General features: G+C 61.1%; 19 protein-coding genes. 13 read left to right on the top strand and 6 right to left on the bottom strand.

All coding sequences use genetic code 11. The annotated features are described in order from the left end of the window. Positions 1 to 5: 5 nt before the first annotated feature. The 9 genes from cobO to HYX42_RS18960 all read left to right on the top strand — a co-directional run bounded on the left by cobO (position 6) and on the right by HYX42_RS18960 (position 11,765). Positions 6 to 587 (top strand): cob(I)yrinic acid a,c-diamide adenosyltransferase, encoded by a 582-nt coding sequence (gene cobO, locus HYX42_RS19000; protein WP_293406072.1) that lies wholly within the window; start codon positions 6 to 8, stop codon positions 585 to 587. 24 nt (positions 588 to 611) lie between these two features. Then, positions 612 to 1,307 carry a 5,6-dimethylbenzimidazole synthase gene (bluB, locus tag HYX42_RS18995; RefSeq protein ID WP_293406070.1) on the top strand — a complete coding sequence of 232 codons (696 nt, stop codon included), beginning with the start codon at positions 612 to 614 and terminating at the stop codon, positions 1,305 to 1,307. A gap of 198 nt (positions 1,308 to 1,505) precedes the next feature. Continuing rightward, on the top strand, positions 1,506 to 2,525 hold the full coding sequence (gene cbiB, locus HYX42_RS18990) for an adenosylcobinamide-phosphate synthase CbiB (RefSeq protein WP_293406802.1): 1,020 nt from the start codon (positions 1,506 to 1,508) through the stop codon (positions 2,523 to 2,525). Beyond that, complete coding sequence (locus tag HYX42_RS18985) at positions 2,522 to 3,547, top strand: aminotransferase class I/II-fold pyridoxal phosphate-dependent enzyme (RefSeq protein ID WP_293406068.1); 1,026 nt, start codon at positions 2,522 to 2,524, stop codon at positions 3,545 to 3,547. The genes cbiB and HYX42_RS18985 overlap by 4 nt, the downstream gene beginning before the upstream one ends. Continuing rightward, positions 3,544 to 5,001, top strand: a complete 1,458-nt coding sequence (locus HYX42_RS18980; RefSeq protein WP_293406066.1) for a cobyric acid synthase — start codon at positions 3,544 to 3,546, stop codon at positions 4,999 to 5,001. Before HYX42_RS18985 ends, HYX42_RS18980 begins: the two co-directional genes overlap by 4 nt. 211 nt (positions 5,002 to 5,212) lie before the next feature. Next, entirely contained in the window at positions 5,213 to 6,724 is a 1,512-nt protein-coding gene (locus HYX42_RS18975) for an ATPase domain-containing protein (protein WP_293406063.1), read from the top strand. Continuing rightward, positions 6,725 to 8,230 carry a response regulator gene (locus HYX42_RS18970; RefSeq protein ID WP_293406061.1) on the top strand — a complete coding sequence of 502 codons (1,506 nt, stop codon included), beginning with the start codon at positions 6,725 to 6,727 and terminating at the stop codon, positions 8,228 to 8,230. After that, entirely contained in the window at positions 8,227 to 8,886 is a 660-nt protein-coding gene (locus HYX42_RS18965; RefSeq protein ID WP_293406059.1) for a hypothetical protein, read from the top strand. The genes HYX42_RS18970 and HYX42_RS18965 overlap by 4 nt, the downstream gene beginning before the upstream one ends. Before the next feature lie 56 nt (positions 8,887 to 8,942). Continuing rightward, positions 8,943 to 11,765 carry a 7TM diverse intracellular signaling domain-containing protein gene (locus HYX42_RS18960; protein ID WP_293406057.1) on the top strand — a complete coding sequence of 941 codons (2,823 nt, stop codon included), beginning with the start codon at positions 8,943 to 8,945 and terminating at the stop codon, positions 11,763 to 11,765. On the opposite strand, the gene HYX42_RS18955 is transcribed toward HYX42_RS18960, so the two are convergent. From HYX42_RS18955 to HYX42_RS18930, 6 genes are all read right to left on the bottom strand, one after another. After that, the gene (locus HYX42_RS18955; RefSeq protein WP_293406055.1) at positions 11,740 to 13,614 is read right to left on the bottom strand and encodes an ABC transporter ATP-binding protein; all 1,875 of its coding nucleotides are present in this window, start codon (positions 13,612 to 13,614) and stop codon (positions 11,740 to 11,742) included. The genes HYX42_RS18960 and HYX42_RS18955 overlap by 26 nt on opposite strands. Positions 13,615 to 13,691: 77 nt before the next feature. Next, a complete protein-coding gene (serB, locus tag HYX42_RS18950) occupies positions 13,692 to 14,402 on the bottom strand; it encodes a phosphoserine phosphatase SerB (RefSeq protein ID WP_293406053.1) in 711 nt (236 codons plus the stop codon). Between the two features lie 25 nt (positions 14,403 to 14,427). Then, complete coding sequence (locus HYX42_RS18945) at positions 14,428 to 14,856, bottom strand: PIN domain-containing protein (protein ID WP_293406051.1); 429 nt, start codon at positions 14,854 to 14,856, stop codon at positions 14,428 to 14,430. After that, on the bottom strand, positions 14,853 to 15,170 hold the full coding sequence (locus HYX42_RS18940) for a virulence-associated protein VapB (RefSeq protein WP_366931167.1): 318 nt from the start codon (positions 15,168 to 15,170) through the stop codon (positions 14,853 to 14,855). Before HYX42_RS18940 ends, HYX42_RS18945 begins: the two co-directional genes overlap by 4 nt. Positions 15,171 to 15,370: 200 nt before the next feature. Next, a complete protein-coding gene (gene mfd, locus HYX42_RS18935; protein ID WP_293406049.1) occupies positions 15,371 to 18,835 on the bottom strand; it encodes a transcription-repair coupling factor in 3,465 nt (1,154 codons plus the stop codon). A gap of 183 nt (positions 18,836 to 19,018) precedes the next feature. Next, positions 19,019 to 20,668 (bottom strand): caspase family protein, encoded by a 1,650-nt coding sequence (locus HYX42_RS18930; protein WP_293406047.1) that lies wholly within the window; start codon positions 20,666 to 20,668, stop codon positions 19,019 to 19,021. 87 nt (positions 20,669 to 20,755) lie between these two features. Here HYX42_RS18930 and ispD point away from each other — a divergent pair, with 87 nt between their 5' ends. The 4 genes from ispD (at position 20,756) to HYX42_RS18910 (ending at position 24,372) form a co-directional block, all read left to right on the top strand. Next, positions 20,756 to 21,493, top strand: a complete 738-nt coding sequence (gene ispD, locus HYX42_RS18925) for a 2-C-methyl-D-erythritol 4-phosphate cytidylyltransferase (protein ID WP_293406045.1) — start codon at positions 20,756 to 20,758, stop codon at positions 21,491 to 21,493. 16 nt (positions 21,494 to 21,509) lie between these two features. Then, positions 21,510 to 22,001, top strand: a complete 492-nt coding sequence (ispF, locus tag HYX42_RS18920; protein WP_293406043.1) for a 2-C-methyl-D-erythritol 2,4-cyclodiphosphate synthase — start codon at positions 21,510 to 21,512, stop codon at positions 21,999 to 22,001. 242 nt (positions 22,002 to 22,243) lie between these two features. Further along, positions 22,244 to 22,915: a GntR family transcriptional regulator gene (locus tag HYX42_RS18915; protein ID WP_293406041.1), complete on the top strand. Its 672-nt coding sequence runs from the start codon at positions 22,244 to 22,246 to the stop codon at positions 22,913 to 22,915. Further along, entirely contained in the window at positions 22,912 to 24,372 is a 1,461-nt protein-coding gene (locus tag HYX42_RS18910; RefSeq protein ID WP_293406039.1) for a malonyl-CoA decarboxylase, read from the top strand. Before HYX42_RS18915 ends, HYX42_RS18910 begins: the two co-directional genes overlap by 4 nt. Positions 24,373 to 24,428: the final 56 nt, after the last annotated feature.

Genomic DNA, 24,428 nt, shown 5'->3' with positions numbered 1-24,428 from the left:
GAAACATGCAAATCGAAACCGCTCCCGTCAACAAACCCTATGAAAAACCCGAGGGCGAGCGCCGTGGCATCATCATCGTCAACACGGGCGATGGCAAGGGTAAAAGCACAGCGGCTTTCGGCCTTGCGCTGCGCGCCCATGGCCGGCACCATGTGCATGGCAAGGGTGTCAGGATTTTCCAGTTCATGAAGGTGCCGACAGCGCGCTTCGGGGAGCACCGCATGTTCGAGCAACTCGGCATTCCGATTGAAGGCCTGGGTGACGGCTTCAGCTGGAAAAGCCAGGACCTTGAACATTCCGCCCAACTGGCCAGGAACGGCTGGGAAAAAGCCAGTGCTGCCATCCTTAACGGTGAGAATTTCATGGTGGTGCTGGATGAACTGACCTACCCGCTGATCTATGGCTGGTTGCCGCTTGACGATGTGCTGGCGACCCTGAAAAGCCGGCCCAGGGATGTGCATGTGGTCATCACTGGCCGCCGTTGCCCACCCGAGATTATTGAACTGGCTGACACGGTCACGGAAATGGCCAAGGTCAAACATGCCTTCAATGCGGGCGTGCCCGCACAGCGCGGTATCGAAGACTGATCCGTGCACGCCTGATTCCGGTTTATGCATGCTGATTCCGTCACCCCGGCTGTCCCGGACCTTGCCTTCAGCACAGCGGAGCGCGACGCCGTCTACCGGGCCATTTTCGAACGGCGTGACATGCGACATTTCGTGGGCGGTGAAGTCCCTGCCGATGTCATGCGGCGCCTGATGTCCGCCGCGCACCATGCACCCAGCGTAGGCTTCATGCAGCCCTGGCGTTTCATACGCGTGCGTAGCAAGCCCCTGCGGGTGGAGTTGCACACGCTTGTAGAGCGGGAGAGGTTGCTGACCGCAAAGGCCCTGGGTCAACGCGAAGACGAGTTCATGAAACTGAAGGTGCAGGGTGTACTCGATGCCGCAGAAGTTCTTGTGGTGGCATTGCCTGAAGGCCGCGAGCAGCACATCTTCGGGCGCCGCACCCTCCCGGAGATGGACCTCGCCTCTGCGGCGTGTGCGATACAGAATCTGTGGCTGGCTGCACGTACCGAAGGTCTGGGCATGGGATGGGTCTCGCTTTTCTGTCCGGTGCAACTGGCCAGGCTGCTGGGCATGCCTGAAGGCAGCAAGCCTGTTGCTGTCCTGTGCCTCGGTCCGGTCAAGGCTTTCTACGACAAACCCATGCTGCAATCCGAAAACTGGGCGACCCGCAGCAAGCTGGAGGACATGATGTTTGAAGATGGCTGGGGTCAGGTTTCCAGCCCTGAGGGAACAACATGATTTTTCATGCCGGCGCAGCATGTGGTGATGCAGCATGCATGCGACAAAAAGATGCGCGGCTGGGCTGCATCACAAGCCGGCATTCCTTGACCTACGAATCATGCTGAGTTGCGCATCTGACCCAATGCCAGGCGAGCCCCAAACGGCAGGCCTTGCAGTGTTGCCGGCCGGGTGGACTGGTTTGCCATCCAGAGCGCCATGCTGACGGGGCTGGCGCCAGACCCGGTCCTGTGGCTGGCTTTTGCGCAGGCGGCTTGCCTGCTGCTGGCGCTCTGGATTGACCGGACATGGGGCGAGCCTGCAGTGGCATGGCACCCGGTGGTGTGGATGGGTGAGTACCTCGACTTGTGCGGGCGTATGTCCACCCGGTGTCAACCCGCTGTAGCATTTCTGATCGGGGCGGTTACCTGGTGGGTGGGTGTTCTGTGTGCCTGGATGCTGGCCTGGATCGTCCAGGCGTCGGCATTTCATGAAATCGCGGCGGTGGCGGCTGGCCGTGGCCTTCCCGACGTCCTATATTCCCTGTTGTGTCTGGGGGCGTCTGCGTGGCTCTTCAAGACGATGTTCTCGTGGCGCATGCTGCGCGATGAAACGCTTGCGGTTGATGCCGCGCTGAAGCAGTCGCTCACTGTGGGCAGGCAAAGGCTGGGCATGCTTGTCAGCCGTGACACGTCAACGCTCACTGAAAGTGAGGTACGCGAGAGCGCCATCGAATCACTCGCAGAGAACCTCAGCGACTCGGTCGTGGCCCCGATTTTCTGGTTTGTGTTGCTCGGCCTTCCCGGTGCGGTGATTTACCGGTTTTCCAATACGGCCGATGCCATGTGGGGTTACCGGGGCTCAAGGCACGGTGTGACGTGGGAGTGGGCCGGCAAATGGGCTGCATGGGCGGACGATGCGCTGTCATGGGTACCCGCGCGCATCACCGCTGTACTGTTGCTCCTGGCGGGCCGGGACTTCTCTTCCTTTGCGGGGCTGCGTACCGAAGCCCGCAAGACACCTTCGCCCAACAGTGGCTGGCCCATGGCTGCCATGGCGTTGACGCTGGACGTCTGCCTGCGCAAGCCTGGCGTTTATTCACTCAACGCGTCGGGGCGTTCACCGGTCGCTGCAGATGTCAGCCTGGCCATCAGACGCGCGTCCTGCGTGCTTGAAATCATTGGCTGGTCTTCCTGGGCACTTGTCCTGGTTCTGTTCGCGCTTGCATTCCTTTCATGAAGAACCAGTCTTTTCCCGGCACGCGGGTCCATGGCGGTCCCGATGAGGCGGGCGTTCCATTGCATGACTTCTCGACCAACAGCAATGCATGCGGTCCGTCTCCGCATGCGTTATCGGCGGTGCTGCAAGCCGACCCGACACACTATCCGGATGCTGCCTATACCGGACTGCGCCAGCAACTGGCCGGCTTTCACCATGTAGATGTACGGCGAATTGTTTTTGCCTCAAGTGCGAGCGAGTTTATTTTCCGGATCACCTCCATGGTGTCCCGGCGCGGCGGGAATACTGTGTCCCTGCCCGTGCACAGCTATGGCGACTATGCGCAGGCAGCCAGAGCCTGTGCGATGAAACCCGCCAGCACAGATGCAAAAGCGCCTTTGCGCTGGAGTTGTGATCCTTCCAGCCCGCAGGGGCTCGGCGATGAACGCCTGCCGGACCTGGTGACCACGCGGGGGAAGGGTGATGTTGTGGTGCTTGACCGTGCATACGAGCCCCTGCGCCTTGAAGGTGCGGTGGCGCTGACACACAAGCAGTTGCAATCCGTCTGGCAACTGTGGACACCGAACAAGGCGCTGGGCCTGACCGGCGTCCGTGCAGCCTACGCCATTGCACCGCTTGACGCCGATGCCGAGGTTCAAGCCATGGATGCGCTATGCCCGTCGTGGCCCGTGGGCAGCCATGGCGTGGCGATGTTGCAGGCATGGACGCAGCCAGACGTACAGGCGTGGCTGGCGGGCAGCCTTCACACCTTGCGCAACTGGAAAACCAGACAGCTTGCCTTGTGCGAGGCCATGGGCTGGCGTTGCGAGGCCAGCCACGCAAACTTCTTTTGCGCCCGGCCAGCCTTGCCCGATGCGATGTCGCTGGCAGCTGCTTTGGGACGCCTGCGACAGCGCGGCATCAAGCTGCGCGATGCAGGTTCATTCGGCCTGCCAGGTATGGTGCGCGTCAGTGTGCAAGCGCCAGAAGCGCAGGACGCGCTGCACAATACGTGGCAATTCATTACCGGAAAGACCGCATGAGGGCAAAAAGTGTCATGGTTCTGGGCACCACCAGCGGTGCCGGCAAAAGCTGGCTGACGACTGCGCTTTGCCGCTATTACGCGAGGCAGGGCCTGAAGGTCGCTCCGTTCAAGGCCCAGAACATGAGCAACAACGCAAGGGTTGTGGCAGGGGGTGAAATCGGCAGCGCGCAGTATTTCCAGGCGCTGGCCGCACGGGCCGTGCCGGATGTGCGCATGAACCCTTTGCTGCTCAAACCCGAAAAGGACACCCAGAGCCAGGTCGTCCTCATGGGACAGGTCAATGCTGACCTGTCGCGCATGGAATGGCGAGGCCGCAGTGCATCGGTCTGGCCTGTGGTTGCGCAGGCGCTGGACGAACTGCTCGAGGAAAACGATGTCGTGGTCATGGAGGGTGCGGGTTCCCCGGCCGAGATCAACCTGAAGGCCAGCGACATCGTCAACATGCGCGTGGCGCTTCATGCCAACGCAGCCTGCCTGCTGGTCACTGACATTGACCGCGGCGGTGCGTTTGCCCACCTGTATGGCACCTGGGCCATGCTTGATGCCGCAGAGCAAAAGCTGATCAGGGGCTTTGTGCTCAACAAGTTTCGAGGTGATGCAGGGTTGCTGGCGCCCGGCCCGCAGATGCTCGAAGACCTGACAGGTGTGCAGACAGTGGCCACACTGCCCATGTGGTGGCAACACGGCCTGCCTGAAGAAGATGGCGTATTTGACGACCGCAGCCGGGCCACAGGCGTGGTCACCAAAACCATTGCGGTGGTCGCCTATCCGCGCCTGAGCAACCTTGACGAGTTCCAGCCGCTGAAGAACATTCCTGGCGTCCGCCTGCTGTGGGCGCGAAGCCCGGCCGATCTGGCCGGCCTGGTGGCGACTGACTGGATCATCCTGCCGGGGTCCAAGCACACCAGCAGCGACCTCGCCTGGCTACGTACGCAGGGTCTTGATCAGGCCATTGCTGTGCATGCAGGTTCAGGCGGCATGGTGCTGGGCGTGTGCGGCGGCCTTCAGATGCTGGGTGAGGCCTTGATAGACCCGCATGGCATTGATGGCAATGGACCGGGTCTGGGGCTGCTGTCCCTGGTGACCGTGTTCGAGGAAAACAAAACCGTGCAGCACAGTCGCGCAAGGTTCGGGGCGTTGCGGGGACCGTGGGGCGCGCTTTCCGGCGTGCAGGTGCAGGGGTATGAAATCCATCACGGGCAGACCTCGGTTCGCGCTGACATGGCTGCCGCTGGCGACGCAGCCGTAGCCGTCATGTCCGGCGGGCTCGCCTGGCAAAACGCTGCGGGCAATGTTCTGGGTATCTACCTCCACGGCATGTTCGAAGATCCTGAGGTTCTGAAGGCCCTGTTTGGCGCGTCAGCCGCCACGCTCGACAGCGTGTTTGACGGTCTCGCTGACTATATTGGCCAGCATTTCGACAAAGACTTTCTGCAATCGCTGATCGGTTGATGCGGTGTGATGCGCGGTCGGGAGGAGGCCATTGTCAGCCTGGTCCTACATGCTGATCCAGTGATTTCCGACGCACCCGTCCGCTCGCAAGCCCCGTGGCCTGTACCCTGTGTTGCTAATAATTGGAAGTGTTACACGCTTCTTTTTGCTTATCCCGTCTGAAAGTTGCATGTGGCTGCCATCAACCAGAATAACCAGATATTGGTAACACATGACCCACCAGAATATCCAGCAAACGAAAGATGACGAGCTCCTGTCCACCGGCGTTGAAGGCCTTGACAATATTCTTGGCGGCGGGCTGACAACAGGACGCATTTACCTCATCGAGGGGGAGCCGGGCACCGGCAAGACCACCACCGGCATGCAGTTCCTCGTGGAAGGTGCCAGAGCCGGAGAGTCGGTTGTCTACATCACCCTTGCGGAAACCGCCGCTGAACTTCGGGGTGTTGCAGAGTCTCACGGATGGTCCATGGACGGGATTCATATCCACGAAGTGCTGCCCTCGGAAAACCTGCTGCAACCCGAGGCCCAGTACACCATGTTCCATCCGTCGGAAGTCGAGATGGGCACCACCACACAGCTGATTCTTGCTGCCATCGAGCAACGCAGGCCGACCCGTGTGGTGCTGGATTCCCTGTCTGAACTTCAATTGCTTGCAGATACGCCCCTGCGCTATCGGCGCCAGGTGCTCGCCCTCAAACAATTTTTTGCCAGCCGGGCCTGTACCGTGATGCTGCTGGATGACCGCACCGCTGCCGGCGTCGATCTTCAGGTCAGGAGCATCGCGCATGGCGTGATCACGCTGGAGCAATCGGTGCAGGAGTATGGCGCGGAGCGACGGCGCGTACGTGTTGTGAAATACCGCGGCCGGGCTTTTCGCGGCGGCATGCACGACTACGACATACGCTACGGCGGACTGGTGGTCTATCCCCGCCTGGTGGCTGCCGAATCACGCGTGATGGCCAGACGCCTTCAATTGACCAGCAATCTCCCGCAGCTTGACTCCCTGCTGGGAGGCGGTCTGGAGGAAGGCTCAAGCACGCTCATCGCGGGGCCACCCGGTACGGGCAAGTCCTCGCTGGCCAGTCTGTTTGTATCCGCTGCGGGGCAACGCGGCCAGCAGAGCGCCATGTTCCTTTTCGAGGAAGCGGCCAACAACCTGCTCAACCGTGCCGATGGCCTGGGCATGGATGTGCGCGCGCATTACAACAGCGGCCTGTTGACCATCAGGCAGATCGATCCGGCCGAGTTGTCCCCGGGAGAATTTGCGACGGCCGTCTGCAGGGCTGCGGATGATGGTGCCAGGGTGGTGGTCATTGACAGCGTCAACGGCTATCTCAACGCCATGCCCAACGAGCGATTCCTGACCACCCACTTGCATGAGTTGCTCACCTATCTTGGGCAGCGGGGCGTGGTCACCATCCTTATAGGGGTGCAGCAGGGCATGCTGGGCGGTGCCATGTCCACAACGGTGGATGCGAGTTATCTTGCAGACAACGTGTTGATGCTGCGTTATTTCGAACATGACGGCGAGGTCAAGCAGGCTGTTTCCGTGTTCAAAAAACGCGGGAGCCTTCACGAGCGCACCATACGCCAGTTCTCGATGTCCGACAGGGGCATACATGTGGGTGAGGCCCTGCGTGGTTTCCGTGGCATTCTCACCGGGGTGCCGGTCTATCTCGGCAAAAGCGGCGCTTCGGTTGACGACGCCGGGATCAGGTAGATGGAGCGTCGCATCGTCATCTGTGCACCTACCGGGCAGGACGCCAGCCTGACGGCAAGGGTGTTTGAATCGGTTGGGCTGGACTGCATCATCTCCGTTTCCCCCGGTGATTTGCTGGATCAACTCTCGCAGGGCGCCGGTGCGCTGCTTCTTGTGGAGGAAGCCATCAGCGGCACCGCGCTCCGCCCCCTGGCTGAATATGTGGCCGCGCAGCCCACCTGGTCGGACATTCCCATCCTGCTGCTGACGCGCAGCGGAGCCGATTCGGTGGACGTGCAGCGCGCGGTTGAGCACCTGGGGAATGTGACGGTGCTGGAACGGCCGGTACGCACCATCGCCCTGATAGCTGCTGCGCGCACCGCCATTCGCGCGCGTGAAAGGCAATACCAGGTACGTGATGCCGACCAGCGCAAGGATGAATTCCTGGCCACCCTGGCGCATGAATTACGCAATCCGCTTGCGCCCATACGGACGTCCATGGGCATCCTGCATCATCTGCACCCTCACTCGGACCAGGTCACCCAGTTGCGCAATGTCGTCAACCGGCAGGTCACCCATCTGACCCGCCTGGTGGATGACCTGCTGGACGTGGCCCGCATAACCACTGGCAAGGTGGTTCTCAAAACCGGTCAGATTTCCCTTCAGTCGGTGATCAACCATGCCATTGAAATTTCGATGTCCTCCATGGAGAGCAAAGGCCATGAGCTTGAGGTCATCCAGCCAGACTCCGGGCATGTGCTTTTTGCCGACCATGCGCGTCTGGTGCAAAGTGTTGCCAACCTGCTGGTCAATGCGGCCAAGTTCACCCCCGCTGGCGGGCATATCGTCCTGGCGGCAGACGTTGCCGGAAAGACCGTGACATTTCGGGTGATCGACAACGGCATTGGCCTGGAGGCATCGTCCATCGCCCGTATATTCGAGTTGTTTGCGCAGACACCGGTACCCGGCGAGGCCCCTACCGGTTTGGGTATAGGTTTGAGTCTTGCCCGGCAGTTTGCTGTAATGCATGGTGGCACCCTGCATGTCACCAGTCCGGGCCTGGGCAGGGGCAGTGAATTTGTGCTGACCTTGCCGGTCGTCGTTGAAGAGGCGCTGCCGCCAGTGCAGCAGGAAAAAATGGATCCAGAGAAGATGAAAGAATTGACAGCGCGAAAAATCCTTGTGGTCGATGACAACGTGGATGCCGCCGACACACTGGAAGCCCTGCTGGGGATGGACGGCTTTGACGTGAAGGCCGTCTATGACGGTGTGGCCGCAGTGGAGGCCGCAGAACGCATCCAGCCTGACGTCATCGTGATGGACATAGGCATGCCGGGGATGGATGGGTACGACGCGGCCCGCATGATCAGGCAGCAGGAAGGCGGCAAAAACATGACCCTTATCGCGCTGACTGGCTGGGGACAGACGGCTGACAGGAACAGGGCCGGCCAGGCGGGCTTCGATCATCACCTTGTCAAGCCCGTCGATTACGACCAGCTCATGAAATGCCTTCAGGAACACGCATGAACCACTCCCCCGAAGTCCTCAGGGAACGCCTTGGCGAGGCGGCACGCTACGCATTGCTCAGGCGTATGGCGCCGGCCTTGAGGCATGACATGGCTGGCGCCCTGCAGCCTGTCAGCATGATGGCCGCCATGCTTGAAAAGCGCCTGCAAAAACCTGATCCCGACATGGTGGCCCTGGGCAAAAACACCAGCGCCATCAGCGCACTGGCCCGGGAGGCGTCAGCGTCGTGCATGGGGCTGATGACATGGCTGGCACCCCGGGAGGATGTACCCCTCGCGGTCAGCACCTGCGTGGCCGAGTCCCTGGGGCTGGTCGCCACCGAAATGTCGTTTCGCGGCATCAATCTCGTCAATGAAACAGAAGGTGCCGAAGGCAAGGCACTTCTGAGCAGCCTGCGCGGTGTCTTCATGGCCAGCCTGCTGGCGCTGACCGATGAATGTGTTGGACCTTCCGACGTCGTGTTGACGGTCGTTCCTGCTGGCTCCGCAACTTTGCTGGATATCCGCGTGTCTGCTTCTTCGGGCGAAGTCATGATGACCGATGGCTCACCAGCTTACCGAAAGCTGGGGTGGGATGACGTAGAGGCGCTGGCCGAGGCGCAGGGGGTTGGCCTTGTCCATTCTCCGGGGCATGTGGAGTTGCGCTTTCCGGCCTGAGGGATTGCTTTGGCAGGGGCCGTTCATAATGCGCGGGATCCCACACCCGCTGCCTTATGTTCATATCCTCCCGACTCCTGCATGCCGTTCGTGTCGTGGCGCACATGGGCTGGGGGGCCGACAGTTCCTCAAGCCCGGGGTGGTGGGCCCGGCGCCTGCTGGTGCTTCTGGCAGTTTGCTGCGTTGTCCCGGTTGCCGTCGCGCAAAGCGGGTCAACGGGTCATCTGCTGGTGGGCAAGGCAGACCGGTATGTGCTTTCAAACGCCTTCACGGTGTTCGAAGACAAGGGTGCGCAACTCGGCCTTGATGACATCCTCAAGCCCGCAGCGCAGGCGCGGTTTTTTCCCGTCAATGCAGGTGCGACAGCCACCAACTTTGGCCTGACCCATTCGGCTTTCTGGCTTCGCCTGACGCTTGATGTGCAGCCAGACTCACCTTCGCAGTGGCTTTTCGAAGTAGCTTATCCGCCGCTTGATCGCCTTGAGCTTTACATCGCAAGGCCTGATGGCAGCTTTGAGCGGCAGGCCGGTGGCGACCTGCTGCCGTTCGCCGAACGCAAGATCCCGCATCGCAACCATGTGTTGCCAGTGACCCTGCAACCTGGGCAGGCCAACACGGTCTATCTGCGTGTGATGTCAGAGGGCACGGTGGCGACACCCGTGCGGCTGTGGCAACCGGCTGCGCTCTGGGCGCATGACCAGTTTGAATATTCCGTACTCAGCCTTTACTTTGGCATGCTGATCGGCCTGTTTCTCTACAACCTGCTGCTGTTTGTGTCGCTGCGGGACCGGGTCTATCTTTTTTACGTCGCTTTTGTGGCCTGGATCGCTGTCGCACAGGCCTCGCTGACAGGCATGGGCGCGCAGTTCCTGTGGCCGCAATGGTCCTGGTGGATCATGGTGTCCATCTCTGCCAGCAACGCCGCGAGCGGGGTTTTCGGCATTTTGTTTGCGCGTGATTTCCTGTCAAGCAGAACTACCATGCCACTTCTCGACAGGCTGCTGCAGGTCGAGGTCGTGCTGTGGGTGCTGGCCGTCGCTGCCGCACTCTTGTTACCCTATGTGGTGTCTGTCTGGATGGTCACCGTGCTGGCCATCCTGACGGTGAGCACGCTGGTGCTGGTGGGCATACTCAGCGTCAGCAGAAAACACCCCGGTGCGCGTTATTTTCTGGTTGCATGGGCGGTGCTGCTGCTGGGCGTTGCCGTGCTGGCGGCGCACAACACAGGCCTGCTTCCTTCAAATGCCCTGACGGCCAACGCACTCATGGTGGGCTCTGCGCTCGAGATGGTGTTGCTGTCATTCGGCCTGGGCAACCGCATCAATGTGGCGATTGCCGAGAAAGAGCAGGCGCAGGCCAGAAGCCAGGTAGACCATGCCATGGTCGAGGCACTGCGCGAATCGCAGGAGCGCTACCGCACGGTGCTCCAGGAGCGTGAAACGATTTTGCAGACCTCCATCGTCGGCATTGTTTTTCTCTCGCCGGAGGGGCGCTTTCGCTGGGCCAACCAGGCCATGATGGACATCTTCGCCTCGACCGACAGGAACGTCACCACCATGGAACCGTTCTACCAGTCGCGTGAAGAGTACCTGCGCGTGGGCGGCGAGGTGGCCGCCTGCATCGCCCGTGGTGAGGTCTACCAGACCGAGATACAGGTGCGCCAGGCCAACGGCACGCTGATCTGGGTATCGCTCTCGGGCAAGGCGGTGGTGACGCGCGACCTCGGCCAGGGAACGGTCTGGGTCATGACCAACATCACCCAGCGCAAGGAGCTTGAAGCCGCGCTGCTCAGGACATCATCAGAGCGTGAAGCCATCCTCAACAGTGCATTGGTCGGCATCGTTCTGTCGGTGATGCGCCGTCATGAATGGGTGAACGACAAATTCGCCCAGATGATGGGCTATTCACGCGAGGAAATGATAGGCAAGTCGTCAGAGTTTTATCACATCAGCCGCGACGACTGGATACAGTTCGGCCGTGAGGCCAGGGCTGCACTGGCTGACCACAGCACACATACCGCAGAGCGCCAGCTCAAGCGGCGCAACGGCGAACTCTTCTGGGTGCAGATAGGCGGAAGCTGCATCAGGCCCAATGACCCCGAGGCGGGCGTGATCTGGACTTTCCTGGACATCACCCAGCGCAAAAAGTCAGAAGAAGACACACGGGAAGCGCTTCAGCAGCAGCGTGAACTCAACGAGCTGCGCAGCCGTTTCGTGGCCATGACCAGCCATGAGTTTCGTACGCCGCTGTCCAGCATTTTGTCTGCGCAGGAGCTTCTCAAGCATTACGGTGACCGGCTGCCCGAGTCCGAAAAATCGGACATTCTGGACAGCATTTCAGTCGGCGTGCACCGCATGATGCGCATGCTGGACCGCGTGCTGCTAATAGGCAAGGCCGATGCACAGATGCTGGAGTTCTTGCCCCGGCCGCTGGATTTGAAAACGCTTTGCGAAGAGCTGGTTGAAGAAGCCTGCAGCCAGCAGGCTCCAACCTTGTGCAATGTCAAACTGCAATTCGCGGGTGGGGTCAGCCAGGGTGTTTACGATGAAAAATTGCTCCGGCACATTTTCAGCAACCTGCTGTCCAACGCCATCAAGTATTCGCCCGAGGGGGGCACGGTGAACTTCGATGTGTCAGTCGGGCAGGGCATCACGGTGTTTGAAGTGTCCGACCAGGGCATTGGCATACCGGCTGACGAGATCAGCCACCTGTTTGAATCCTTTCACCGCGCCAGCAATGTCGGTGCGATCCAGGGAACGGGGCTGGGGCTGGCGATTGTGAAGAATGCGGTGGATGTGCATGGCGGCACGATAGAAGTCACAAGCACCCCGGGGCAGGGCACGAGGTTCACCGTCAGGCTGCCATCTGCTCAGGCTTGATTCCGTCATCGGCACCGTTCTGGTCAGCAAGAAAGCCGCCACTCTGGTGTGACCAGAGCCTGGCATACAGGCCGCCGTTGGCCAGCAGCGTGTGGTGGTCGCCTTCTTCAACAATGCGGCCCTGGTCCAGCACGATGAGCCTGTCCATGGCCGCGATGGTCGACAGGCGGTGCGCAATCGCGATCACGGTCTTGCCCTTCATCAGCGTGTCCAGGCTGCTCTGTATGGCGGCTTCGACCTCCGAGTCCAGCGCGCTGGTGGCTTCGTCGAGCAGCAGTATGGGCGCATCTTTCAGCATCACACGTGCAATCGCGATGCGCTGGCGCTGGCCGCCCGACAGCTTCACGCCGCGCTCGCCAACGTGTGCGTCAAAACCTGTACGGCCATGCAGGTCTGTCAGGCTGTCGATGAAGTGGTGCGCTTCTGCGCGCTCTGCTGCGACCAGCAGGTCTTTTTCGCTGGCGTCGGGCCGGCTGTAGGTGATGTTGTCACGCACAGAGCGGTGCAGCAGCGAGGTGTCCTGCGTCACCATGCCGATGTGGCTTCGCAGGCTGTCCTGCGTGACGAGTGCAATGTCCTGCCCGTCTATGGTGATGCGCCCGCTGTCAATGTCATGAAAACGCAGCAGCAGGTTGACCAGTGTCGACTTGCCGGCACCTGAGCGTCCGACCAGTCCTATCTTTTCACCTGGCTTGACCGTCAGCGACAGGCCGTCGATGACCGGTTTGCCCTTGCCGTAGCTGAAGCTCACATTGTCGAAGCGGACTTCGCCTTTGGGTACTGTCAGTTTGCTGGCGTTGGGCGCATCGACGATGGCGCGTGGGCGCGACAGGGTATTGATGCCGTCCTGCACGGTGCCCACGCTTTCAAACAGGCTGGTGGTTTCCCACATGATCCAGTGCGACATGCCTTGCAGGCGCAGTGCCATGGCGGTAGCTGCTGCAACGGCACCTGCGCCGACCTGGCCCTGGTCCCACAGCCAGAGCGAGGTACCTGCCATGCCGAGGATCAGGCCCATGCTGAGAGTGTGGTTCACGGTCTCGAACGCACTCACCAGCCGCATCTGGCTGTAGCCGGTCTTGAGAAACTCCTGCATGGCCGAGCGCGCAAACGCTGCTTCGCGGTGCGTGTGCGAGAACAGCTTGACCGTCATGATGTTGGAATACGCATCGGTGATGCGGCCCGTCATCATGGAGCGCGCATCGGCCTGCGACTTGCTGATCTTGCCCAGCCGCGGCACAAAAAACACCAGAGACGCGATGTAGAGCGCCAGCCAGACGAGAAAGGGCAACACCAGCTTGACATCAAAGGCGCCGGCCAGCACCGTCATGGTTGCTACATACACGCCCATGGCGACCAACACATCGGCCAGCACAAACAGCGTGTCGCGCACGGCCAGTGCGGTCTGCATGACCTTGGTGGTCAGTCGGCCGGCAAACTCGTCCTGGTAAAAGGCCATGCTCTGGCCCAGCATGAGGCGGTGAAAGTTCCAGCGCAGGCGCATGGGGAAGTTGATGGCCAGTGTCTGGTGTTTGACGATGGTCTGCAGCGCCACAACAAATATGCTGGCGACCACAATGCCGGCCAGCACCTTCAGCACGCCGCCCTGTTCGGCCCACAGGCTGCCGGGCTGTGTCTTGCCCAGCCAGTCGATGATGCGGCCCAGCATGGCAAAGAGCAGGGCGTCAAAGGCGGCCATGGCCGCCGACAGAATGCCCAGCGCCAGGATGTAGCCGCGTGCGCCGGCGGTACAGGCCCACAAAAAGGCAACAAAGCCCTTGGGTACTGGGCTTGGTTCGGCTTCGGGGTAGGCGTGAAGGAGTCTCTCGAATCGCTTGAAAACGGGCATGTTGTCTCGGCTTGTCTTTTTTGTGTCTCGTGCTTGTTGGTGTCTCGCGCGGCCGCCGGGTTCCGCTGCCCGTGGATTTACTTCAGCAGTTCCAGCAATCGGTCCAGCCCGCCTTCGTTGATGGCCACCATGGCCTGCTCACGCACTTTGGGTTTTGCGTGGTAGGCGACCGACAGGCCCGCCACACCCATCATGGGCAGGTCGTTGGCGCCGTCGCCTACGGCAATCGCCTGCAGCGGGTTGATGCCAAGCATGGCGCAGGTCTCGATCAGCATCTTTTTCTTCTCTTCGCCGTCGCAGATGTCGCCCCAGGGCTGGTCCACGGTTTTGCCGGTCAGCAGGCCGCCCTCGACTTCCAGCACATTGGCGCGGGTGTAGTCGATACCCAGTTCAGCCTGCACGCGTTCGGCAAAGAAGGTAAAGCCGCCGCTGACCAGCAGCACCTTCATGCCGGCTTGCTTGCAGGCGTGTACCAGTTCGGCCGCACCGGGGTTGAGCTTGAGGCGCTGGCGGTAAACCTCGTCCATGCTGGCCACGCTCACGCCCTTGAGCAGGGCGACGCGGCGGCGCAGGCTTTCCTTGAAATCCTTGATCTCGCCACGCATGGTGGCTTCGGTGATGGCGGCTACCTCGGCCTTCAGGCCGACGGCATCGGCAATTTCGTCAACGCACTCGATGTTGATAAGCGTCGAGTCCATGTCAAAGGCGATCAGCTTGAAGTCGCCGAGTTTCAGGTCTGGCGTGGAAATATTGACGACGAGGCCGGGGGAGATTTCTGTGGGGGTCATGCGGGGAGGGTATCGATTTTGACGGTCACAGCGATGGTGCTGCGAGCCAGTTTTCAAATTTCAGGCCGGGGATGCGGCCAAAAGCTGCATCAGCGCTGACCAGTGTGGCGCCGAGTGCAAGCGCGTGTGCGGCGATGAGCAGGTCGTTGGCGCCCATGGGCTGGCCGTCGGCTTCAAGTGTTGCGCGCAGGTGGGCGTAGTGGGGAACCATGGTCTCGTCCAGCGGCAAAACCAGCAGGTTCTCAAGTTGCACATCCAGCGCTTTTTTAAGGCGTGCCGATGGTCGCTTCGCCAGACCGAATGCCAGCTCGCCATGAACCACTACGCTGATGCACATCTGAACCGAGGGGTTTCCTGCAATCACGCTTTCGGCCTGCCTTGCGGCCATGCCGGCGCCATCGACCATCATGTGGCTGACGATGTTGGTGTCCAGCAGGTAGAGGGGGGCGCTCATAAAACGATGTCGTCAAGGGGCAGCATGCCGCCGTCAACATCGGGAAACTCGTCTTCGCAGGGGCCCATCTTGCGGATTTCTTCCAGTGCCAGCAACAGGGCCGCAGCGGTACCGCGAGCTGGCTTGTCTGGAACTTCAATGATCAGCCGGTTGCCTTCACGCCGCATCACGGCGTCCTTGCCGGGCAGCTCGAACTCCTTTGGTATGCGGACGGCCTGGTTGGCGCCGTTTTTGAACAGCCTGACATGTCGGGCACCGGTATCGGCAGCATAGGCCGGCAGGTTTTCAGCGGTGAGGGGGGGTGGATTGCTCATGTTTTGCTCCCTGGAGTCAACGGGTCAACTTTAGCATATGCCTCAGCATATGCCTGGTTGACTGGCTCGCCGGAGGACGAGGTGCTTAAAAAATAGGCGAAAACAGGCCATTTCCAGGCATAAAAACGGCTGTAGGCCAATAAATACGCACGTCAGCAGCTATGAAATTAATAGTAATTAGAGGGTGACCGACAGCCGGCTCAAGCCGCTGCCGTCTCCACTTTGGGCTGTCCCAGGCTGCGCAGCACGTCGCGCACCATCTGCGCCCTGTCTTTCGGCTCCGGCAGTTCGCGCTCAATGCGCAGCTTGTCGTTGCCGGCCAGCTTGATGTGCCGGTTCTTCTGGATGAGATGCATGATGGCCATCGAATCGATGGGCGGGTCCTTCTTGAAGGTGATGTTGATGACGCCCGGCGCCGCATCGACCTTGACCACGCCGTAGGGCTTGGCGATCACCCGCAGCCGGTGCACGTCGATCAGGGTTTGGGCCTGGGCCGGCAGCTTACCGAAGCGGTCGACGATCTCTTCGAGCAGGGCATCGACCTGGTCGGTGGTTTTGGCAGTTGCCAGCTTTTTGTAGAACGACAGCCGCAAATGCACATCGCCGCAGTAGTCGTTGGGCAGCAGGGCGGGGGCGTGCAGGTTGATCTCGGTAGTGACGTTCAGCGGGCTCAGCAAATCGGGCTCGCGGCCTGCCTTGAGGGCCGCCACAGCTTCGCCCAGCATCTCGTTGTAGAGCTGGAAACCGATCTCCATCATGTTGCCGGACTGGTTCTCGCCCAGCACCTCGCCGGTGCCGCGAATCTCCAGGTCGTGCATGGCTAGATAGAAGCCCGAGCCCAATTCTTCCATCTGCTGGATGGCTTCCAGCCGCTGGCTGGCCTGTTTGGTCAGGCCCTCGATGTCGGGCACCATCAGGTAGGCATAGGCCTGGTGGTGGCTGCGGCCCACGCGGCCGCGCAGCTGGTGCAACTGCGCCAGGCCGAACTTGTCGGCCCGCGCCATCACGATGGTGTTGGCGGTCGGCACGTCGATGCCGGTTTCAATAATCGTTGAGCACAGCAGCAGGTTGTAGCGCTGGGCGATGAAGTCCTTCATGACCTTTTCCAGCTCGCGCTCGGGCATCTGGCCGTGGGCGACGGCGATGCGCGCCTCGGGCAGCAGGGCTTCAAGCTTTTCGCGGCGGTTCTGGATGGTTTCGACCTCGTTGTGCAGGAAGTACACCTGCCCGCCGCGTTTCAGCTCCCGCAGAACAGCCTCGCGTATCACGCCGTTGCTTTCGCTGCGCACAAAGGTCTTGATGGCCAGGCGGCGTTGCGGCGCGGTCGCAATCACGCTGAGGTCGCGCAAACCTTCCAGCGCCATGCCCAGCGTGCGCGGAATTGGCGTGGCCGTCAGTGTCAGCACATCGACTTCTGCTCGCATGGCCTTCATCGCCTCCTTGTGGCGCACGCCAAAGCGGTGTTCCTCGTCGATGATGAGCAGGCCCAGGCGTTCGAACTTCACGTCCTGGCTCAGCAGCTTGTGGGTGCCGACCACGATGTCCACGCTGCCGTCGCCCAGGCCCTTGATGGCGGCGGTGATCTCTTTGCCGGAGCGAAAGCGGCTCATCTCCGCCACCTTGACCGGCCACTTGGCAAAGCGGTCTACCAGGGTCTGGTAGTGCTGCTCGGCCAGCAGCGTCGTTGGTGCCAGAAGCGCCACCTGCTTGCCGCCGGTAATCGCAATAAAGGCGGCGCGCAGGGCGACCTCGGTCTTGCCGAAGCCCACGTCGCCGCACACCAGCCTGTCCATGGGGCGGGGGCTGATCATGTCCTGGATGACGGCATGAATGGCGGCGCGCTGGTCGGCGGTTTCGTCAAAGCCGAAGTCGTTGGCAAAGGCCTCGTAGTCGCCGGGCGAGTAGCGGAAGGCATGGCCCTCGCGTGCGGCACGGCGCGCGTAGATGTTCAGCAGCTCGGCGGCAGAGTCGCGCACCTGCTCGGCGGCCTTACGTTTGGCTTTCTCCCACTGGCCGCTGCCCAGGCGGTGCAGGGGGGCCTCGTCGGCGCTGACGCCGGTGTAACGGCTGATCTGGTGCAACTGGCTGACCGGCACATACAGTGTGGCATCGTCGGCGTACTGCAGGTGCAAAAATTCGCTCGGCCCCTGGCCGTGGTCCATGTTGATCAGGCCCTTGTAGCGACCAATGCCGTGGGCGCTGTGCACGACAGGGTCGCCCACGTTCAGCTCAGAAAGGTCCTTGATCAGCGCTTCAACGTCGCTGACCTGCTCCTGCTTCTTGTTGCGGCGGCGCACCGTGGTGCCGGCAGCAAATAGTTCGGTCTCGGTGATGAAGTCGATGTCGCCTTCAAGCCAGCTGAAACCGGTATCGACAGCAGCCGTGGCGATACCCAGCTTTTCAGTGCTGGTCTGGAAGTCTTCGAGTGAATCAAAGGCCGGCGGGCTGACGCCGCTGGCGCGCAAGAAGTCCAGCAGGCTCTCGCGCCGGCCATCGCTTTCGGCCAGCATGAGCACGCGGTGCGGCGTGTTGCGGATATGGCTCTTGAGCTTGACCAGCGGGTCTTCAGCGCCGCGCACCACAGCCATCTCTTCAAGCTTCTGGAACTGTGCGTTGTCTGCCACGTCCTGCACCGTCGAGCGCAGCGCAAGCTGGGCGTAGTGGTTGGCGCGTGCGTAGAACTGCTCTGCATCCAGAAAGAGCGCCTCGGGCGGCAGGGCGGGGCGGTCGGGCGCGTCGCGCACCAGGCGGTAACGGTCCCTGGTGTCCTGCCAGAAGCGCTGGAAGGCCGGCTCCAGGTCGCCGTGCAGCACCACGGTGGCGTCGGTACCCAGGTAGTCAAAGACGGTGGCCGTTTCTTCAAAAAACAGCGGCAGGTAGTACTCGATGCCCGCAGTCGCCACGCCATTACCGATGTCTTTATAGATGCGACTTTTGGTCGGGTCGCCATCGAGCAGTTCGCGCCAGCGCTTGCGAAAGCGGCTGCGCGCCTCGTCATCCATGGGGAACTCGCGGCCCGGCAGCAGGCGCACTTCGGGCACCGGGTACAGCGACCGCTGGCTGTCCGGGTCGAAGGTGCGGATGCTGTCGATCTCGTCGTCAAACAAATCGACGCGAAACGGCACCAGCGAGCCCATGGGGAAAAGGTCAATCAACCCGCCGCGCACCGCGTATTCACCCGGGCTGACAACCTGCGTGACGTGGCTGTAGCCCGCCAGCGTCAGCTGCGCTTTCAGGCGGGCTTCGTCGAGCTTTTGCTTGACCTTGAACTCGAAGGTGTAGCCCGCCAGAAAGCTGGGTGGCGCAAGGCGGTACAGCGCGGTCGTGGCCGGCACGATGACCACATCGGCGCCTGTGTCCTTGTCGCGCTGCGAGATGCGCCACAGCGTGGCCAGCCGCTCGCTGATCAGATCCTGATGCGGCGAGAAGGTGTCGTAAGGCAGCGTTTCCCAGTCGGGGAAGAGGGCGCAGCGCAGGTCGGGCGCAAAAAACTTCAATTCATCCAGCAGGCGCTGCGCCGTGGTGGCGTCTGACGTGACGATGGCTGTCAGCTTGCCGGCAGCCTTTTCACGCAGTCCCAGGTTCGCAAGCAGCAATGCATCCGCCGAGCCGACGGGCTGGGGCAGGGTGTAGCGTTTGCCGGGTGTGAGTTTGGGAAGGTCCATGTGTGGATTGCGCTCGGAAATGGGAAACACCCCCCGGCGAGATGGCGGGGGGTGTGAAGGCCCGATTTTACCTGCGGGGCAATCCCCCTGTGCGTCAGCGTCCAGGCCTGGGCAGCGTGCAAGCCAGGCACAAAGCGAATGCGGGCATCGCGGCCTTGTAGGGGGCAGATGCCGGTTGGATCTTCAGCTGCTGTGGGTGATTTTTGCCATTTCGAACGACGAGCGCCGTGTGCTGCCGTTGGGCAAGGTGCGCACACTCTCCATCTTGACGGGAAAGGGCAGGTCGGGAACCACCCACATCACGGTGGATGGCATGGCCCGCTCGATGCCTTTGAGGTTGATATTTTGTCCACCGGATTCCACCCGGAAGGCTTCGAACTCCCCGGCCTGGACCCGGATTTTTTCGCGCGCGGTCACGCGTCCCTGCTCCGTCACTGTCCACAATACTTCGCCCGTGCTCGAAAGCGTGCGGTAGGCCGAGGTCCATTTGCGGCCCACCTGCAGCAATCCATCAGGGACGTAAGACTGCGGCGGGTCGAACCGCTGCTGCGGCATGAAAGTCGAGTCGTCGGTAAACGGTTTGCTGTACATCGCGTCATAGTCCATCGCCGGGTCGTAATTCTGGCCCCGCGTGATCAGCCCCGAGAATTTGAATCCGCCGCGGGGCTCGTACATCTTTAGCCGCAAAACCCTGACGCCGGGGACTGCGTATTCGGTGGTGACCTCGGCGCGGTCGGCTTGAACTTTTCTGACGGTTGTGGTGACTCTGGAGCGATCACCTTCTTCGTTGACCTCGATGGTTTCATAGACGTCGCCTTGCCGGAATTTCGATGGCACGTAAGGCTGGTCCTTCCCGTCGGCGGTGGCTCCCTGCACGGTCAGCGCCGGTCTGGAAAGCATGTTCAACCGGGCGTGGGCGGCATCCGTGATGGTGCCTTTGGGATATTTCTGTACGAACGCAAAGAAGTCGTCGGGGTTGGTACTGGTCTTGATGCGGTCCCAGTCCTGGGCCTCCAGGTTGAATTCAGCCTGCAACTGCTGCGCGGTCGGTTTGATGGCGGCAACTATCCTGCCATCATTGAACTGGAAGTCGTCTTCAAGGCTGGTCGATTCCCACGGGATCTGCCTGCCGCTGGAAGCCTTGCGCACAGCAAAGCGCACGCGCTTGAACACGCTCTCAATGTTGGCCTGCGGTTTTTTCAGTTCCTGCAACAGGTATTGCGTGTACAGGCCATTGCCGGTCTTGACGTTCCCGTCTTCGGCCACATTGCCCGGTGCCGTGGCGTAGGCCAGGAAGGTGCCGCTGGGTGCATCGAGTGGCGCCAGGCCTTTGCCTGTGGTGATGCCGCCAAACGGGTTGTCACGGCAGGCGTCCAATACAAGTATGTTCATGCGGTTGCCGGCGCCCTTGAAGGCATCAATGACGCTGCCAACATCCACAGTCTGCGGTGCCACATCGGCCGATTTACCCATCTTTGCATCCACAGGCACCATGTAGTTGCGTGCATCCATCTGCAGGCCGTGGCCGGCGTAATACAGCATGCCGATGCCCTGTTTGCCCTTGAGTGCATCACGCACTTTTGCTATGGCCTCCGCCATCTGCGCCTTGCTGCCGTCGCGCAACTCGACCACCGTAAAGCCCAAACCCCGCAGCGTGTCACCCATGGCTTTGGCATCGTTGGCCGGGTTTAACAGCTTTGGTGCGCTGATGTAGGCGCTGTTGCCGATGACAAGCGCCACACGGACTTCGCCCGGAGCCTGTGCGGTGGCTGCGAAGGCTAGAAGTGCCACCATGGCCACTGCGGTTTTGAGCGCGGCGAGCTGTTTTTTCATGCGTTTTATCTTACAACCCGGGTCGTGTGAAGGAATCTTTGACCGTGATATGAGGCCCAGGCCCCTCAGCCTAGAATCCGTTGACACATGAATACCCCTGCACAAAAAATACGCCTGTATGCGCTGATTCCCTGTGCAGGCAATGGCAGCCGCGCCGGCACCCACCCCGACCATATGGGTCCCAAGCAATACCGGCCCATCCTCGGCAAGTCCATGGTGGCGCATACGGTTGAAGCCTTTCGGGGCCTTGGCGATCTGCTCTCGGGTTTGTGCGTAGTGATCTCACCGGATGACGATGCCTTCCCGAAAGCCTGCCCGGATTTCAACCGGCCTCTCGACATGCTTCTTTCTGCAGGCGGCCCGACCCGCGCGGCGACGGTGCTCAATGGCCTGCAGGCCATGATGGGGCAGGGTGGTGCGCAGCCCACCGACTGGGTGCTGGTACACGATGCCGCGCGCTGTCTCGTCACCCCCGCGCAAATTCTGGCGCTTGTAGATGCGTGCATGGGCGATGAGGTGGGGGGCCTGCTGGCACAGGCCTTGCCCGACACGCTCAAGAGCGGGGCATTTGGCCGTGTGACCGCCACCATTGACCGTTCAGGAAAATTCCTGGCGCAAACCCCCCAGATGTTTCGTATCGGTGCGCTGGTCAAGGCATTGCAGGCTGCAGGGGACAATGTGACCGATGAATCCAGTGCCATGGAACTGGCAGGCCTGTCGCCCAAACTGGTCGCGGGCAGCGCGCAGAATTTCAAGGTGACTTATCCCGAAGACTTTGCGCTGGCAGAGGCCATCCTCGCGGGCAGGCAAGCCCTGAAGAACTGAAGGAACAAGAAAACACATGAGTACGCCAGATTTCCCGAACATCCGTATTGGCGAAGGCTGGGACACCCACGCACTGGTCCCCGGACGCAAGCTCATCATCGGCGGGGTCGAGATTCCCCATGCAGCCGGCCTGCTGGGTCATTCAGATGCCGACCTGCTGGCGCACGCCATCATTGATGCCTTGCTGGGTGCAGCAGGGCTGGGCGACATCGGCTCGCACTTCCCTGATACCGATGCCCGTTTCAAGGGCTCTGACTCCATGGTGCTGCTCAAGGAAACCGGCCGGATGCTCGCAGGGCGCGGCCTGCGCATAGGCAACATCGACAGCACCGTGATTGCCCAGGCGCCCAAACTCGCGCCCCACATTGCGGCCATGCGAGAGAAAATCGCGGGGGCGCTGGGTCTGGATGTAAGCCGCGTCAACGTCAAGGCCAAGACCGCCGAAAAGCTTGGCCCTGTGGGGCAGGGGCTGGCGATGGAAGCAAGGGCAGTCGTCCTGCTGTTCTGATTCGGCCGCATTGGGCACGGGTCATGACGCGCATTTGCGTGGATGTGACATGAGCGCGGTGCAGATGTGGCAGATTGGCAACCCCTGTTTCTGGAGATCAAAAAAAGCATTGCAACCGGCTTTGAAATTATCATAATTACGGGTAATTACTTAAAATAATGACCTTCCGGCGATGCTAAGCTGGGGCTAACGAGATCCCGAAATAGAGCCGCAAATAGAACCTGAAACAACAGCCTGCCAACATGCGCCCAGTCCAGAATTCACTGCACCATGAAGTCGCTGCCACGCTGCGCGAGGAGATCTTCGCGGGCACATTGGCCCCGGGCAGCTTTCTTGATGAGGTGGCGCTTTGCGAGCGGCTGGAGATTTCGCGCACACCGCTGCGCGAAGCGCTGAAAGTGCTGACTGCCGAGGGCCTGCTGCGCCACGAGCCGCGGCGCGGCTGTTTTGTCAACGAGGTGACCGAGCAGGATCTCGACGATATCTTCCCCGTGATTGCCTTGCTCGAAGGGCGTTGTGCCTATGAGGCCGCGCGCAACGCGACCGATGCCGACCTGGTTGAACTCACCCTCCTGCACGACAGGCTGAATGGCCATGCGAAGGCGGGGCGCATTACCGATTACTACGCCACCAACTACCTGATCCACGAAGCCATCATCACGCTGGCCAACAACCGCTGGCTGGCCCAGGCGATTGCCGACCTGCGCAAGATACTCAAGCTGTCGCGCTTGCAATCTCTGGGCGCGCAGGGGCGGCTGGCGCAAAGCCTGTCCGAACACATGACGGTGTTTGCCGCACTTAAAAGCCGCGACAGCGAAGGTGCCGAAGCGGCCATGCGTACGCACCTCACGCGCCAGCGCGAAGCCCTGCGTGAGCTGGCGCGCAGCCAGAAGCCTTCGAGGATTGCATCATGACCGCAGCTGACTGGCTCAACCGCAGCGTCTCGCTCCTGGCGGGTGACAAGAAGGCGCCGAAAGCAGCGGGAGAGCCTGCCGCGAAAAAAGCGGTGGCGCAGGACGCATTGCCTGCCGGCCGCAGCACGCGCGAACGCCTGGAGGCCACCCTGCGGCAAAAAGAAGAGGCCCTGTCGCCGCGCGTATTGCGCCGTACCCTGCAGGAGTTGCAGGCCATCGTTGACCCGCGTGTGAGCGAGGTCGAAGGCGGACGGCGCGCCATGGGCGTAGCAGGCTGGTATGCAAAGGCGGCGCCGAACGAGAGGCGTGACATGTGGCTCCTGATGAGCGAGCAGTTCGTTGCCGATGCGCAGAAAACAAAGCTGGCGCAGGCGCAATTCGCCGCTGCTGTGGGCACGCCCGACGAAGCGGTGGCCGAGGTGCGCTATCGCCGCGCAACTGTGTCGCCGCGCCGGCGTTTGCTGCAGCGTTTCAGCGCATTTCCCGAGGGCATACGTTTCCTTGTCGACCTGCGCGCCGACATGTTGCCGTACCTGAAGGCTGACAGGCGACTGCAGGCACTCGATGTCGAGATGGAGTACATGTTCTCGACATGGTTCGACGTTGGTTTTCTGGAGCTTCGCCGCATCAGCTGGGACTCGCCTGCATCGCTGATTGAAAAACTCATCAAATACGAAGCGGTGCATGACATCAAGAGCTGGTCGGATGTCAAAAACCGGCTGGATTCAGACCGCCGCTGTTACGGGTTCTTTCATCCACGCCTGCCCGATGACCCACTGATTTTTGTGGAGGTTGCGCTGGTTGACGAGATGTCTGACTGCATCACGCCGCTGCTTGATGAATCGGCAGATGCCGCGGATCTCGGCAAGGCGACCACGGCCATTTTTTACTCCATCAGCAACACGCAGGCCGGGCTCAGGGGTGTGAGTTTTGGTGATTCACTGATCAAGCGGGTGGTGGAAACCCTCAAGGAGGAATTTCCCCGGCTCAAGACCTTTGCGACGCTTTCACCCATTCCCGGGTTTCGCAGCTGGCTGAATAAAAACGCAGCAGCCATGATTGAAAAGCTCGATGAAAAATCGCTCGCAGCGCTGGGGCGGGCGGTGGGCTTTGAGCCCCCGACGGCCGGGCATTTTCTGGGTGCGACGGACGATGTTCTGGCCCTGCCTGAAAAGTCACCCGTGCGCCTGACGCTGTTGCGTTGCGCAGCGCACTATCTTGGCCAGGCCATGGACGATGGCAAACCCGTCGATGCGGTGGCGAAGTTCCACCTTGGCAACGGCGCACGAGTCGAGCGTCTGAACTGGGCTGGTGACCCCTCAGCCAAGGGCGTGAAACAGTCTTATGGCCTGATGGTCAATTACCTCTATGACCTGAAGCGCCTGGACAAGCACAGGCTGCTGCTTTCTCAGGGGAAAGTCCCCGTATCGGGCGATATTGAGGATTTGTATATTTGAAGAGTGCGAGTGGTCCATGGCTGGACAGACGATTTGCTTTTAATAACGACAGGAGA

The organism is Polaromonas sp. (genome assembly GCF_016185115.1).
Taxonomy (GTDB): Bacteria; Pseudomonadota; Gammaproteobacteria; order Burkholderiales; family Burkholderiaceae_C; genus Polaromonas.
Note: the sequence above shows the minus strand (reverse complement) of the source record. Positions and strands in the feature narration are given on the sequence as shown.